Here is a 13,423-nt window from a genome sequence, read left to right as displayed (position 1 = left end):
CTGATGACGAGTTACCCTTTGGGTGACGAAGTGGTTGATGCCATGCTTCCAAGAAAAGCTTCTAAGCTTCAGGTAACCAGGAACCGTACCCCAAACCGACACAGGTGGTTGGGTAGAGAATACCAAGGCGCTTGAGAGAACTCGGGTGAAGGAACTAGGCAAAATGGCACCGTAACTTCGGGAGAAGGTGCGCCGGTGAGGGTGAAGCACTTGCTGCGTAAGCCCACGCCGGTCGAAGATACCAGGCCGCTGCGACTGTTTATTAAAAACACAGCACTCTGCAAACACGAAAGTGGACGTATAGGGTGTGACGCCTGCCCGGTGCCGGAAGGTTAATTGATGGGGTTAGCTAACGCGAAGCTCTTGATCGAAGCCCCGGTAAACGGCGGCCGTAACTATAACGGTCCTAAGGTAGCGAAATTCCTTGTCGGGTAAGTTCCGACCTGCACGAATGGCGTAACGATGGCGGCGCTGTCTCCACCCGAGACTCAGTGAAATTGAAATCGCTGTGAAGATGCAGTGTATCCGCGGCTAGACGGAAAGACCCCGTGAACCTTTACTATAGCTTTGCACTGGACTTTGAATTTGCTTGTGTAGGATAGGTGGGAGGCTTTGAAGCGTGGACGCCAGTCTGCGTGGAGCCATCCTTGAAATACCACCCTGGCAACTTTGAGGTTCTAACTCAGGTCCGTTATCCGGATCGAGGACAGTGTATGGTGGGTAGTTTGACTGGGGCGGTCTCCTCCTAAAGAGTAACGGAGGAGTACGAAGGTGCGCTCAGACCGGTCGGAAATCGGTCGTAGAGTATAAAGGCAAAAGCGCGCTTGACTGCGAGACAGACACGTCGAGCAGGTACGAAAGTAGGTCTTAGTGATCCGGTGGTTCTGTATGGAAGGGCCATCGCTCAACGGATAAAAGGTACTCCGGGGATAACAGGCTGATACCGCCCAAGAGTTCATATCGACGGCGGTGTTTGGCACCTCGATGTCGGCTCATCACATCCTGGGGCTGAAGCCGGTCCCAAGGGTATGGCTGTTCGCCATTTAAAGTGGTACGCGAGCTGGGTTTAGAACGTCGTGAGACAGTTCGGTCCCTATCTGCCGTGGACGTTTGAGATTTGAGAGGGGCTGCTCCTAGTACGAGAGGACCGGAGTGGACGAACCTCTGGTGTTCCGGTTGTCACGCCAGTGGCATTGCCGGGTAGCTATGTTCGGAAAAGATAACCGCTGAAAGCATCTAAGCGGGAAACTTGCCTCAAGATGAGATCTCACTGGGACCTTGAGTCCCCTGAAGGGCCGTCGAAGACTACGACGTTGATAGGCAGGGTGTGTAAGCGCTGTGAGGCGTTGAGCTAACCTGTACTAATTGCCCGTGAGGCTTGACCATATAACACCCAAGCAATCTGTAGACTCGAAAGAGGCCAGATTGCGGTGTGTGAAGACGAAATGAACCGAAAGTTCGAGTCAAAACCCACAAACTATCGCATACCCATTCGCTGGAACGTGACCGCAAGGCACGCGCTGGCTACCGAATTTCTTGACGACCATAGAGCATTGGAACCACCTGATCCCATCCCGAACTCAGAAGTGAAACGATGCATCGCCGATGGTAGTGTGGGGTTTCCCCATGTGAGAGTAGGTCATCGTCAAGATTAAATTCCGAAACCCCTATCTGCTGACGCAGGTAGGGGTTTTGTTTTGCCCGCAGGAAAGCGCTTGGGTGTTTCTATGCAACCGTCTTGTGCATGGCTATCATGCGGGCCTCGTTATCAGGCGCAGTTCGTATGCTCACGTTGCTAAAACTTCTGAAGGACGGCCGTTTCCATTCGGGCCAGGCGCTGGGTGCTGGGTTAGGTATCAGTCGTAGTGCGGTATGGAAACAATTGCAGCACCTGGAGGCGGAATTAGGCTTGTCTGTGCATAAGGTTCGGGGCAAGGGGTATCGCCTGGCGAAGCCGCTGTTGCTTTTGGATGCGGCCGAAATCCGCGCGGCGGAAGGCTGTGAGTGGCCTGTTCACCTGTTTGATTCCATTGACTCCACTAATGCCGGAGCGCTGCGGTCCATCGGGCGTGGCGTGGAAGCGCCATTCCTTGTTCTGGCCGAGCGGCAAATAGCCGGTCGGGGACGTCGCGGCCGCAAATGGGTCAGTCCATTCGCCGAGAACCTCTATTACAGCCTGGTGCTGCGCATTGACGGTGGCATGCGGCAGATTGAGGGGCTCAGTCTTGTCGTTGGGCTCGCCGTCATGCATTCGTTGCGTGACATGGGAGTCGTTGAGGCAGGGCTGAAGTGGCCTAACGATGTGTTGGTAGGTGAAAAGAAAATCGCCGGCATACTGCTTGAGCTGGTAGGGGACCCTGCGGACGTTTGTCACGTTGTCCTGGGTGTCGGGGTAAACGTGAATATGCAATCGACTGATGAGGTTGATCAGCAGTGGACGTCCATGAGCCTTGAGGCGGGTCGTGATTTTGACCGGAACGAGCTGGTGGCGCGAATGAGTGGAAAGCTTCAGGGGTATCTGAAGCTGCATCATGCGTCGGGATTTGCAGTGATCCAGTCGGAGTGGGAGCAATACCATTTGTGGCAGGGGCGGGCTGTGTCGCTGATTGCCGGTATCAATCGGATTGACGGCGTGGTGATGGGCATTGATCGCCAAGGTGCGCTGCGTTTGAAGGTGGATGGTGTGGAAAAGATATTCAGTGGTGGCGAGCTCAGCTTGAGGTTGCGTGATGATTCTTGAGCTTGATTGCGGCAATAGTTTTATCAAGTGGCGTGTTGTTCGTGCAGATGGCGTCACCCCTGTCGGCGGTGGGGTAGTCGGCTCGGATAGCGATTTGCTTGCGAGCCTGACAGGCTCAGATAAATTTCAGCTGAAGAAATGCCGTCTTGTCAGCGTCAGGACTTCTGAGGAGACCGATTCGTTGGTCGCCTCCCTGGTAGAGACATTTGGCGTCTCCGTGGCTCGCGCAACACCTACCCAAGAGATGGCGGGCGTTACAAACGGTTATGAAGACTATGAGCGCTTGGGGCTTGATCGATGGCTGGCTTTGCTCGGTGGGTACCACCTGGCTTCGGGCGCATGCCTGATTCTGGATTTTGGTACGGCAATCACGGCAGATTTCGTAGCGCCTGACGGGCAGCACTTGGGAGGGTTCATCTGCCCTGGTATGCCTCTGATGCGTAACCAGTTACGTACCCATACCCGGCGAATTCGCTATGACGATACTGCTGCAGAACGGGCTCACGAGAGTCTTGCTCCTGGCAGGGCAACGGTCGAGGCGGTGGAGCGTGGTTGTATGCTGATGTTGAGAGGCTTCGTGCTGACTCAGCTCGAATTGGCACGGCAATATTGGGGAGAGGATTTCGAGGTGTTTCTAACGGGAGGGGATGCCGATCTGGTTTCCGGGGTTGTTCCAGATGCCAAGGTGGTGCCTGACCTGGTTTTTGTTGGTTTGGCGATGGCTTGTCCTTTGTCTTGAGGTTTTTTATGCGGTGGCTGTTTTTGTTGTTGCTGGTTTTAAATGGCTTCTATTACATCTGGCATCAGCAGGAGGTCCCGCTTCGCGCCAAGGATGTCACTCCGCTGAGCCTGTATCGGGGTTCGCAGCAAGACATTCATCTCTTGAGCGAAACGGCGGATGCGCTGGTCAGGCGTGAGCCGGGTAAATCGAGTGAAGGGCAAAAGAACTGCAATTACCTGGGTGGCTTCGTTCGCCCGGAGCTGGCCAGGCAATTGGAACAGCGACTGGCTTCTTCGGGGGTTGCGGGCCGTACCGTTACGTTTAGCTCGCCAGCGTCTCCAGAGTCTGGTGGATTCTGGGTCCAGGTTCCACCGGATAGCGCGGCGAAGATGAATGAGGTGCTGCTTCAAAACCTTTCCAAAGAATTCAATGAGTTAAAACATAAAATAATGCCTTGCGAAGGGGTTGCGCCTGCTGGGTAGTTTGCATAGAATGGCGCCCGCTTCGCAGTGAAGACCTTTAACGGTCATCGGTACGAAGCGGCGTCAACGCAGCTAACCTCAGGTTTTTTATGAGAAAATGCTTGACAGAAGGCTGGCATGATATAGAATGCCGGCTCGCTTAGGAGGGGTTCCCGAGCGGCCAAAGGGATCAGACTGTAAATCTGACGTCTACGACTTCGAAGGTTCGAATCCTTCCCCCTCCACCAGTTTTAGCGTGAGCTGCAAGCTCCGCGGGTATAGTTTAGTGGTAGAACCTCAGCCTTCCAAGCTGATGATGCGGGTTCGATTCCCGCTACCCGCTCCAAGTTTGCAGGTTGTGCAAAGTGTTTTGCTCTTGTAGCTCAGTTGGTAGAGCACACCCTTGGTAAGGGTGAGGTCAGCGGTTCAAATCCGCTCAAGAGCTCCATATTACAAGGCAGATATGAAAATATCTGCCTTTGTTTTAATGGCTCGTGTGACTCGCTAAATTCTTCTCCTAGGGGTGATTTCGATGGCTAAGGAAAAGTTCGAACGTAATAAGCCGCACGTCAACGTTGGTACCATCGGTCACGTCGACCACGGTAAAACCACGCTGACCGCTGCTCTGACCCGTGTCTGCTCCGAAGTTTTCGGTTCGGCCAAGGTTGACTTCGACAAGATCGACAGCGCCCCGGAAGAAAAAGCTCGCGGTATCACCATCAACACCGCTCACGTTGAATACGATTCGGCCGTGCGTCACTACGCACACGTTGACTGCCCAGGTCACGCCGACTACGTAAAAAACATGATCACCGGTGCTGCCCAGATGGACGGCGCGATCCTGGTTTGCTCGGCCGCAGATGGTCCGATGCCGCAAACCCGTGAGCACATCCTGCTGTCCCGTCAGGTAGGCGTTCCGTACATCGTTGTCTTCCTGAACAAGGCTGACATGGTTGACGACGCTGAGCTGCTGGAACTGGTTGAGATGGAAGTGCGCGACCTGTTGAGCACTTACGACTTCCCAGGTGATGACACTCCAATTATCATCGGTTCGGCTCTGATGGCTCTGAACGGCCAAGACGACAACGAAATGGGCACCACTGCGGTGAAGAAGCTGGTTGAGACTCTGGACAGCTACATCCCAGAGCCTGAGCGTGCTATCGACAAGCCGTTCCTGATGCCAATCGAAGACGTATTCTCGATCTCTGGTCGCGGTACTGTTGTGACTGGTCGTGTTGAGCGTGGCATCGTCCGTATCCAGGAAGAAGTTGAGATCGTCGGTCTGCGCGACACTCAGAAAACTACCTGCACCGGCGTTGAAATGTTCCGCAAGCTGCTCGACGAAGGTCGTGCTGGCGAGAACTGCGGCGTGCTGCTGCGCGGCACCAAGCGTGACGACGTTGAGCGTGGTCAGGTTCTGGTCAAGCCAGGTACCGTCAAGCCGCACACCAAGTTCACCGCAGAAGTTTACGTTCTGAGCAAGGAAGAGGGCGGCCGTCATACTCCGTTCTTCAAAGGTTACCGTCCACAGTTCTACTTCCGTACAACTGACGTGACTGGTAACTGCGAGCTGCCAGAAGGCGTTGAAATGGTAATGCCAGGTGACAACATCCAGATGACTGTCACTCTGATCAAGACCATCGCGATGGAAGACGGTCTGCGTTTCGCTATCCGTGAAGGCGGTCGTACCGTCGGCGCCGGCGTCGTAGCCAAAGTCATCGAGTAAACAGTTGTAATGTCTTTTTCGGGCCGGCATAATGGTCGGCCTGATTTTGTTTTAGGTCAGTAGCTCAATTGGCAGAGCGACGGTCTCCAAAACCGTAGGTTGGGGGTTCGATTCCCTCCTGACCTGCCAGATTCACTTGGTGTGTCTGGCTTTCTTTTCACAGGATCTTCATAGATGACTCCTAAAGCTGAAGCTCAAGGCTCTCGCTTCGATCTGCTCAAGTGGCTAGTGGTAGTCGCTTTGGTGGTTGTTGGCGTTGTCGGCAATCAGTATTTTTCTGCTTCGCCGATCCTGTACCGCGTACTTGCATTACTCGCTATTGCTGCTGTTGCTGCCTTTGTAGGCCTGCAAACAGCCAAGGGCAAGTCTTTCTTTGTACTCGCTAAGGAAGCTCGCACCGAGATTCGTAAAGTCGTATGGCCGACTCGCCAAGAAACCACGCAGACCACGTTGATCGTTGTGGCTGTTGTTCTGGTAATGGCGTTGCTGTTGTGGGGGCTTGATTCCCTGCTCGGCTGGCTTGTTTCCTTGATTGTTGGCTAAGGGTGTCCCGTGGCTAAGCGTTGGTACGTTGTGCATGCTTACTCGGGTTACGAGAAGCATGTCATGCGCTCGCTGATAGAGCGCGTAAAGCTGGCTGGCATGGAAGATGGCTTTGGCGAGATTCTGGTCCCCACTGAAGAAGTGGTGGAGATGCGTAACGGCCAGAAGCGCAAAAGTGAACGCAAGTTCTTTCCAGGCTATGTGCTGGTACAGATGGATATGAACGAAGGGACTTGGCACTTGGTCAAGGATACCCCTCGGGTGATGGGCTTCATCGGCGGAACCGCCGACAAGCCTGCGCCGATCACTGACAAAGAGGCAGAAGCAATTCTGCGTCGCGTCGCTGATGGTAGCGACAAACCGAAGCCGAAGACGTTGTTTGAACCAGGTGAAGTTGTACGGGTCACTGATGGTCCATTCGCCGACTTCAATGGTACGGTCGAAGAAGTTAACTACGAAAAGAGCCGGATCCAAGTGGCAGTGCTCATTTTCGGTCGCTCTACTCCGGTAGAGTTGGAGTTCAGTCAGGTCGAAAAGGTCTGATTGAGCAGGCATCCCAACCCCGCAGCCCAAGGCTGTGGGGTTTTGTCGTCACTGGGATAAACGCGCAAGCAACCGGGGAGCCTTTCGAGGCGTTCGAACCCGTAATTGGAGTGCCTCATGGCCAAGAAGATTACCGCTTACATCAAGCTGCAAGTGAAGGCCGCTCAGGCTAACCCAAGCCCACCCGTTGGTCCTGCACTGGGTCAGCACGGCGTGAACATCATGGAATTCTGCAAGGCTTTCAACGCCCGTACCCAGGGTCTTGAGCCAGGTCTGCCGACTCCAGTGATCATCACTGTCTACAGCGACCGTAGCTTCACTTTCGAAACAAAAAGCACCCCTGCTTCGGTTCTGCTGAAGAAGGCTGCAGGTTTGACCAGCGGTTCCGCTCGTCCAAACACCGTTAAGGTTGGCACCGTTACCCGTGCTCAGCTGGAAGAAATCGCGAAAACCAAAAACGCGGATCTGACTGCAGCTGATATGGATGCAGCCGTGCGTACTATCGCCGGTTCTGCTCGTAGCATGGGCCTTAACGTGGAGGGTGTGTAATGGCTAAGCTGACCAAGCGTCAAAAGGCTATCGCCGGCAAAATCGAAGCAGGCAAGGCCTACAACTTTGTAGACGCCGCCGCTCTGCTGGCCGAGCTGTCGACTGTCAAGTTCAGCGAGTCGTTCGACGTTGCTGTAAACCTGGGCGTTGACCCACGTAAATCCGACCAGGTCGTTCGTAGCGCTACCGTGCTGCCACACGGCACTGGCAAGACCGTACGTGTTGCCGTGTTCACCCAGGGCCCTGCAGCTGAAGCTGCTCTGGCTGCTGGCGCTGATCGCGTAGGCATGGACGACCTGGCTGCCGAAATGAAAGGCGGCGACCTGAACTATGACGTCGTGATCGCATCCCCGGATGCCATGCGTGTTGTAGGTCAGTTGGGTCAGATCCTCGGTCCACGTGGCCTGATGCCTAACCCTAAGGTTGGTACCGTGACTCCAGACGTAGCCACCGCGGTTAAAAACGCCAAGGCTGGTCAGGTTCGTTATCGCACCGACAAAAACGGCATCATCCACACTTCCGTTGGCAAGATCGGCTTCGACGCCGTCAAGCTGAAGGAAAACGTTGAAGCCCTGATCGCTGATCTGAAGCGTATCAAGCCAGCTTCTTCGAAAGGTATCTACGTCAAGCGCGTTACCCTGAGCACCACTATGGGCCCAGGTCTGATCATCGATCAGAGCTCGCTCGACGCGTAAGACTCAGGTTGGCGCAAGCGATTGCGCCAATCACATATTGGGGTCCCTGCCTGGCGGGGGCTGTCCAAGACCGTAGGCGACGCAAGTCTTAAACCACAAGCCTACGCAGATGGTGCTCCCGGTTCCTTACCGAATCAGACACCAAAACGACATTCGGTTTCGATCGGATGAAACGGTAACAAGCAGGAGTTAAACCCGTGGCAATTAATCTCGAAGACAAGAAGGCCATCGTCGCTGAAGTCAACGAGGCTGCCAAAGTCGCTCTGTCCGCTGTCGTGGCTGATGCCCGTGGCGTAACAGTAGGCGCAATGACCGGACTCCGTAAAGAGGCCCGTGAAGCTGGCGTTTATGTACGTGTCGTACGTAACACCCTGCTCAAGCGCGCTGTTGCTGACACTGAATACAGTGTTCTCAACGACGTGTTCACCGGCCCGACCCTGATCGCGTTCTCCAAAGATCATCCAGGCGCTGCTGCCCGTTTGTTCAAGGAATTCGCCAAGGGTCAGGACAAGTTCGAGATCAAGGCAGCTGCGTTCGAGGGCAAGTTCCTCGCAGCTAATCAGATCGATGTACTGGCAACACTGCCGACCCGCGACGAAGCCATTTCGCAGCTGATGAGCGTGATTCAAGGCGCCACCAGCAAGCTGGCTCGTACTCTGGCTGCAGTTCGCGAGCAAAAAGAAGCTGCCGCGGCCTAAGGCTGAGCACTTTCTCTCGCGCTTTTTTGTTTATTTCGATGGCCGCGTAGGCCGTCCCCCAATTCAGGAAATACAGTAATGTCTATCTCCCAAGACGATATCCTCAACGCCGTAGCTGAAATGTCGGTTCTGCAGGTTGTTGAGCTGATCAAGGCTTTCGAAGAAAAATTCGGCGTTTCCGCTGCTGCTGCTTCCGCTGGTCCAGCTGCTGCTGCCGCTGTTGTTGAAGAGCAAACCGAATTCAACGTCATGCTGACCGAAGCTGGCGAGAAGAAAGTTAACGTGATCAAGGCAGTACGTGAACTGACCGGTCTGGGCCTGAAAGAAGCCAAGGCTGTAGTTGACGGCGCTCCTGCCATGGTTCTGGAAGCTGTTGCCAAAGACGCAGCTGACAAAGCCAAAGCAGTACTGGAAGAAGCAGGCGCTAAAGTCGAGCTGAAGTAAGCATCGACTTTGCGTCTCCAGCCCGAGCGTTAAGCGACAGGCTGATGGCTGGTGGCTCTTGCCACCGGCCTTTTTCCGTTATTGGCAGCCGACTGGGTCGGTGCTGATCACGCGCTGTAACCACCCGATGTGGTGGCGCAAACCAAGGGGTTTGCACGATTTTCTGGCTGCTCCCGTCGGGAGGGGCCAAACAAGCAGGTGACCAAGCTGGGGAACGCTGATGGCTTACTCATATACTGAGAAAAAACGTATCCGCAAGGACTTTAGCAAGTTGCCGGACGTCATGGATGTGCCGTACCTCCTGGCCATCCAGCTGGATTCGTATCGTGAATTCTTGCAAGCGGGAGCGACTAAAGATCAGTTCCGCGACGTGGGCCTGCATGCGGCCTTCAAATCCGTTTTCCCGATCATCAGCTACTCCGGCAATGCTGCGCTGGAGTACGTCGGTTATCGCCTGGGCGAACCGGCATTTGATGTCAAAGAATGCGTATTGCGCGGTGTGACTTACGCCGTACCTTTGCGGGTAAAAGTGCGCCTGATCATTTTCGACAAAGAATCGTCGAACAAAGCGATCAAGGACATCAAAGAGCAAGAAGTCTACATGGGTGAAATCCCCCTGATGACTGAAAACGGTACCTTCGTAATCAACGGTACCGAGCGTGTAATTGTTTCCCAGCTGCACCGTTCTCCGGGCGTGTTCTTCGACCACGACCGTGGCAAGACGCACAGCTCCGGCAAACTGCTCTACTCCGCGCGCATCATTCCTTACCGCGGTTCGTGGCTGGACTTCGAGTTCGACCCGAAAGACTGCGTATTCGTGCGTATCGACCGTCGTCGCAAGCTGCCTGCATCGGTATTGCTGCGCGCGCTCGGCTATACCACCGAGGAAGTGCTGGACGCGTTCTACACAACCAATGTCTTCCATGTGCAGGGTGAAAACCTGAGCCTGGAGTTGGTGCCTCAGCGCCTGCGCGGTGAAATCGCCGTCCTGGATATCCAGGATGACAAGGGCAAGGTTATTGTCGAGCAAGGTCGTCGTATCACCGCTCGCCACATCAACCAGCTGGAAAAAGCCGGGATCAAAGAGCTGCAGGTGCCGATGGACTACGTCCTGGGTCGCACCACCGCCAAGGTCATCGTGCATCCGGCCACTGGCGAGATCATTGCCGAGTGCAACACCGAGCTGACCACCGAGATCCTGGCGAAAATCGCCAAGGCTCAGGTTGTTCGCATCGAGACTCTGTACACCAACGATATCGACTGCGGTCCGTTCATCTCCGATACGCTGAAGATCGACTCCACCGGCAACCAACTGGAAGCCCTGGTCGAGATCTATCGCATGATGCGTCCTGGCGAGCCGCCAACCAAGGATGCCGCCGAGACCCTGTTCAACAACCTGTTCTTCAGCCCTGAGCGCTATGACCTGTCTGCGGTCGGCCGGATGAAGTTCAACCGTCGTATCGGTCGTACCGAGATCGAAGGTTCGGGCGTGCTGAACAAGGACGACATCGTTGCGGTGCTCAAGACCCTGGTCGACATCCGTAACGGCAAAGGCATAGTCGATGACATCGACCACCTGGGTAACCGTCGTGTCCGCTGCGTAGGCGAGATGGCCGAGAACCAGTTCCGTGTTGGCCTGGTGCGTGTCGAGCGCGCGGTCAAGGAACGTCTGTCGATGGCTGAAAGCGAAGGCCTGATGCCGCAAGACCTGATCAACGCCAAGCCAGTGGCTGCGGCGGTGAAGGAGTTCTTCGGTTCGAGCCAGCTGTCGCAGTTCATGGACCAGAACAACCCGCTGTCCGAGATCACCCACAAGCGTCGTGTCTCCGCACTCGGCCCAGGCGGTCTGACTCGTGAGCGTGCGGGCTTCGAGGTTCGTGACGTACACCCGACTCACTACGGTCGCGTATGCCCGATCGAAACGCCGGAAGGTCCGAACATCGGTCTGATCAACTCCCTGGCTGCCTATGCGCGCACCAACCAGTACGGTTTCCTTGAGAGCCCGTACCGTGTGGTGAAAGACGCCCTGGTTACCGACGAGATCGTATTCCTGTCCGCCATCGAAGAAGCTGATCACGTGATCGCCCAGGCTTCGGCCACGATGAACGACAAGAAAGTCCTGACCGACGAGCTGGTAGCTGTTCGTCACTTGAACGAGTTCACCGTCAAGGCGCCGGAAGACGTCACCCTGATGGACGTATCGCCCAAGCAGGTAGTTTCGGTTGCTGCGTCGCTGATCCCGTTCCTCGAGCACGACGACGCCAACCGTGCGTTGATGGGTTCGAACATGCAGCGTCAAGCTGTACCGACCCTGCGTGCCGACAAGCCGCTGGTAGGTACCGGCATGGAGCGTAACGTTGCCCGCGACTCCGGCGTTTGCGTCGTGGCTCGTCGTGGTGGCGTGATCGACTCCGTCGATGCCAGCCGTATCGTGGTTCGTGTTGCCGATGACGAAGTTGAAACTGGCGAAGCCGGTGTCGACATCTACAACCTGACCAAGTACACCCGCTCCAACCAGAACACCTGCATAAACCAGCGTCCGCTGGTGAGCAAGGGTGATCGGGTTCAGCGCAGCGACATCATGGCCGACGGCCCGTCCACCGACATGGGTGAACTGGCACTGGGTCAGAACATGCGCATCGCGTTCATGGCATGGAACGGCTTCAACTTCGAAGACTCCATCTGCCTGTCCGAGCGTGTGGTTCAGGAAGACCGCTTCACCACGATCCACATTCAGGAACTGACCTGTGTGGCCCGTGACACCAAGCTTGGCCCGGAAGAAATCACTGCGGACATCCCGAACGTGGGTGAGGCTGCACTGAACAAGCTGGACGAAGCCGGTATCGTTTACGTAGGTGCCGAAGTAGGCGCAGGCGACATCCTGGTCGGCAAGGTCACTCCGAAAGGCGAGACCCAACTGACTCCGGAAGAGAAACTGCTGCGTGCCATCTTCGGTGAAAAAGCCAGCGACGTGAAAGACACCTCCCTGCGTGTGCCTACCGGCACCAAGGGTACCGTCATCGACGTACAGGTCTTCACCCGTGACGGTGTCGAGCGTGATGCTCGTGCATTGTCCATCGAGAAGACTCAGCTCGACGAGATCCGCAAGGATCTGAACGAAGAGTTCCGTATCGTTGAAGGCGCAACTTTCGAACGTCTGCGTTCCGCTCTGGTAGGCCACAAGGCCGAAGGCGGCGCAGGCCTGAAGAAAGGTCAGGAAATCACCGACGAAGTTCTCGACGGTCTTGAGCATGGTCAGTGGTTCAAACTGCGCATGGCTGAAGACGCTCTGAACGAGCAGCTCGAGAAGGCCCAGGCCTACATCGTTGATCGCCGCCGTCTGCTGGACGACAAGTTCGAAGACAAGAAGCGCAAACTGCAGCAGGGCGATGACCTGGCTCCAGGCGTGCTGAAGATCGTCAAGGTTTACCTGGCAATCCGTCGTCGCATCCAGCCGGGCGACAAGATGGCCGGTCGTCACGGTAACAAAGGTGTGGTCTCCGTGATCATGCCGGTTGAAGACATGCCGCACGATGCCAATGGCACCCCGGTCGATGTGGTCCTCAACCCGCTGGGCGTACCTTCGCGTATGAACGTTGGTCAGATCCTCGAAACCCATCTGGGCCTCGCGGCCAAAGGTCTGGGCGAGAAGATCAACCGCATGATCGAAGAGCAGCGCAAGGTCGCCGACCTGCGTAAGTTCCTGCACGAGATCTACAACGAGATCGGCGGGCGCAACGAAGAGCTGGATACCTTCTCCGACCAGGAAATCCTGGACCTGGCGAAGAACCTGCGCGGCGGCGTTCCAATGGCTACCCCGGTGTTCGACGGTGCCAAGGAAAGCGAAATCAAGGCCATGCTGAAACTGGCAGACCTGCCGGAAAGCGGCCAGATGCAGCTTTTCGACGGCCGTACCGGCAACAAGTTCGAGCGTCCGGTTACCGTTGGCTACATGTACATGCTGAAGCTGAACCACTTGGTAGACGACAAGATGCACGCTCGTTCTACCGGTTCTTACAGCCTGGTTACCCAGCAGCCGCTGGGTGGTAAGGCGCAGTTCGGTGGTCAGCGTTTCGGGGAGATGGAGGTCTGGGCACTGGAAGCGTACGGTGCTGCTTACACTCTGCAAGAAATGCTCACAGTGAAGTCGGACGATGTGAACGGCCGGACCAAGATGTACAAGAACATCGTGGACGGCGATCACCGTATGGAGCCGGGCATGCCCGAGTCCTTCAACGTGTTGATCAAGGAAATTCGTTCCCTCGGCATCGATATCGATCTGGAAACCGAATAACACGTGACG

Annotated in this window: 11 protein-coding genes, 4 tRNA genes and 2 rRNA genes (1 of these 17 only partly in view); all 17 read left to right on the top strand. The window is 55.6% G+C overall.

The window, feature by feature from the left end; all coding sequences use genetic code 11:
• A 23S ribosomal RNA gene (locus M1E16_RS24775) occupies positions 1-1,386 on the top strand (it extends 1,506 nt beyond the left edge of the window).
• Between the two features lie 149 nt (positions 1,387-1,535).
• Positions 1,536-1,651: ribosomal RNA gene (rrf, locus tag M1E16_RS24770) — 5S ribosomal RNA — on the top strand.
• Between the two features lie 132 nt (positions 1,652-1,783).
• Positions 1,784-2,740: a bifunctional biotin--[acetyl-CoA-carboxylase] ligase/biotin operon repressor BirA gene (birA, locus tag M1E16_RS24765; RefSeq protein WP_458128607.1), complete on the top strand. Its 957-nt coding sequence runs from the start codon at positions 1,784-1,786 to the stop codon at positions 2,738-2,740.
• On the top strand, positions 2,730-3,479 hold the full coding sequence (locus tag M1E16_RS24760; RefSeq protein ID WP_458128606.1) for a pantothenate kinase: 750 nt from the start codon (positions 2,730-2,732) through the stop codon (positions 3,477-3,479). The genes birA and M1E16_RS24760 overlap by 11 nt, the downstream gene beginning before the upstream one ends.
• Positions 3,480-3,487: 8 nt before the next feature.
• A complete protein-coding gene (locus M1E16_RS24755; RefSeq protein ID WP_434655260.1) occupies positions 3,488-3,943 on the top strand; it encodes a hypothetical protein in 456 nt (151 codons plus the stop codon).
• A 142-nt stretch (positions 3,944-4,085) separates the two neighbouring features.
• Positions 4,086-4,170: transfer RNA gene (locus M1E16_RS24750), tRNA-Tyr, on the top strand.
• Between the two features lie 24 nt (positions 4,171-4,194).
• Positions 4,195-4,268: transfer RNA gene (locus M1E16_RS24745), tRNA-Gly, on the top strand.
• Positions 4,269-4,294: 26 nt separating this feature from the next.
• Positions 4,295-4,370 (top strand) — tRNA-Thr (locus M1E16_RS24740).
• A gap of 84 nt (positions 4,371-4,454) precedes the next feature.
• Positions 4,455-5,648 (top strand): elongation factor Tu, encoded by a 1,194-nt coding sequence (gene tuf / locus M1E16_RS24735; protein WP_003186103.1) that lies wholly within the window; start codon positions 4,455-4,457, stop codon positions 5,646-5,648.
• Between the two features lie 53 nt (positions 5,649-5,701).
• Positions 5,702-5,777, top strand: a tRNA-Trp gene (locus M1E16_RS24730).
• 45 nt (positions 5,778-5,822) lie between these two features.
• Complete coding sequence (gene secE, locus M1E16_RS24725) at positions 5,823-6,191, top strand: preprotein translocase subunit SecE (protein ID WP_024776457.1); 369 nt, start codon at positions 5,823-5,825, stop codon at positions 6,189-6,191.
• Positions 6,192-6,200: 9 nt separating this feature from the next.
• Positions 6,201-6,734, top strand: coding sequence for a transcription termination/antitermination protein NusG (gene nusG, locus M1E16_RS24720; RefSeq protein WP_010443972.1), 534 nt, complete (start codon positions 6,201-6,203; stop codon positions 6,732-6,734).
• 117 nt (positions 6,735-6,851) lie between these two features.
• Entirely contained in the window at positions 6,852-7,283 is a 432-nt protein-coding gene (gene rplK, locus M1E16_RS24715) for a 50S ribosomal protein L11 (protein ID WP_003176435.1), read from the top strand.
• Positions 7,283-7,978: a 50S ribosomal protein L1 gene (rplA, locus tag M1E16_RS24710; RefSeq protein WP_030138521.1), complete on the top strand. Its 696-nt coding sequence runs from the start codon at positions 7,283-7,285 to the stop codon at positions 7,976-7,978. The genes rplK and rplA overlap by 1 nt, the downstream gene beginning before the upstream one ends.
• Positions 7,979-8,175: 197 nt before the next feature.
• Entirely contained in the window at positions 8,176-8,676 is a 501-nt protein-coding gene (gene rplJ / locus M1E16_RS24705; protein ID WP_047230484.1) for a 50S ribosomal protein L10, read from the top strand.
• Positions 8,677-8,754: 78 nt separating this feature from the next.
• Positions 8,755-9,120 carry a 50S ribosomal protein L7/L12 gene (rplL, locus tag M1E16_RS24700; RefSeq protein WP_053125869.1) on the top strand — a complete coding sequence of 122 codons (366 nt, stop codon included), beginning with the start codon at positions 8,755-8,757 and terminating at the stop codon, positions 9,118-9,120.
• Positions 9,121-9,340: 220 nt separating this feature from the next.
• Positions 9,341-13,414, top strand: a complete 4,074-nt coding sequence (gene rpoB / locus M1E16_RS24695; protein WP_434571472.1) for a DNA-directed RNA polymerase subunit beta — start codon at positions 9,341-9,343, stop codon at positions 13,412-13,414.
• Positions 13,415-13,423: the final 9 nt, after the last annotated feature.

It is taken from the genome of Pseudomonas sp. Z2-11, from assembly GCF_054161305.1.
Note: the sequence above shows the minus strand (reverse complement) of the source record. Positions and strands in the feature narration are given on the sequence as shown.

Bases quoted from the DNA above. Each gene is read 5' to 3' on its own strand.
- secE (WP_024776457.1), top strand. From the start codon at position 5,823: ATGACTCCTAAAGCTGAAGCTCAAGGCTCTCGCTTCGATCTGCTCAAG.
- tuf (WP_003186103.1), top strand. From the start codon at position 4,455: ATGGCTAAGGAAAAGTTCGAACGTAATAAGCCGCACGTCAACGTTGGT.
- rplK (WP_003176435.1), top strand. From the start codon at position 6,852: ATGGCCAAGAAGATTACCGCTTACATCAAGCTGCAAGTGAAGGCCGCT.
- M1E16_RS24755 (WP_434655260.1), top strand. From the start codon at position 3,488: ATGCGGTGGCTGTTTTTGTTGTTGCTGGTTTTAAATGGCTTCTATTAC.
- rpoB (WP_434571472.1), top strand. From the start codon at position 9,341: ATGGCTTACTCATATACTGAGAAAAAACGTATCCGCAAGGACTTTAGC.
- rplA (WP_030138521.1), top strand. From the start codon at position 7,283: ATGGCTAAGCTGACCAAGCGTCAAAAGGCTATCGCCGGCAAAATCGAA.
- birA (WP_458128607.1), top strand. From the start codon at position 1,784: ATGCTCACGTTGCTAAAACTTCTGAAGGACGGCCGTTTCCATTCGGGC.
- M1E16_RS24760 (WP_458128606.1), top strand. From the start codon at position 2,730: ATGATTCTTGAGCTTGATTGCGGCAATAGTTTTATCAAGTGGCGTGTT.
- rplL (WP_053125869.1), top strand. From the start codon at position 8,755: ATGTCTATCTCCCAAGACGATATCCTCAACGCCGTAGCTGAAATGTCG.